The organism is Clostridium boliviensis (genome assembly GCF_033342255.1).
Taxonomy (GTDB): Bacteria; Bacillota; Clostridia; order Lachnospirales; family Lachnospiraceae; genus Lacrimispora; species Lacrimispora boliviensis.
The window spans coordinates 1-580 of the sequence record NZ_JAWONS010000208.1; the positions used below are offsets into that span (position 1 = coordinate 1).

The following is a 580-nucleotide window of genomic DNA, read 5'->3' on the forward strand; positions in this document are numbered from 1 at the left end:
TAGGCAATATGATATAAATATCGCCGATGCTGTTGAATCCGCTCCATAAATTCATCCGTTACAAACTTCCTACTGTTGGACACATCCGTTTTGGAACTCATTGGTACCCTCCTGCATCTGTCGGAACTTTCGTTGCCGATTGTAATCAAACCTTCGGTCAAAAAGCCATAGCCGGCGTTAATTTTCCATTATTTTTCACCCGGCTTGTCCGAAAAAACTTTCCACAATTGGTCCCGGGTAATGTTCCCATGGGAAGTGTGCCACTGGACGCGATCGCCCTCGATCAGAAGAACCTGGGGCGATTGGTGCTGCACGTGAAAACGTTCCGCGACCGCATCGGAAACCCTCCGGTGCTCGATCACCAGCACCATCGCCATTTGAAGCCCGGCCGGCTTCTCCCGGGAAAAGGCGCGCACCTCTTCGAGGGCAGCGGCGCTGATCGGACAAGCCGTGCTGTGTTTCAACAGCAGCAATCGGCCTCCGCGTGCACGGTGGTCTCGGAGCAACCTTTCCCATTGATCGATGGACGTGATGGCGAGAATCTCTTCCATAATCCCCTTCCTTTACGATGGGTTCCCCA

General features: G+C 52.9%; 1 protein-coding gene. It reads right to left on the bottom strand.

Annotated features, from left to right (window positions below; translation table 11 throughout):
• Positions 1–188: 188 nt before the first annotated feature.
• Entirely contained in the window at positions 189–551 is a 363-nt protein-coding gene (ytxJ, locus tag RZO55_RS12550; RefSeq protein WP_318064626.1) for a bacillithiol system redox-active protein YtxJ, read from the bottom strand.
• Positions 552–580: the final 29 nt, after the last annotated feature.

What these genes read in the sequence shown, in the direction of transcription:
- ytxJ (WP_318064626.1), bottom strand. Translation starts at nt 551, where the DNA reads ATGGAAGAGATTCTCGCCATCACGTCCATCGATCAATGGGAAAGGTTG.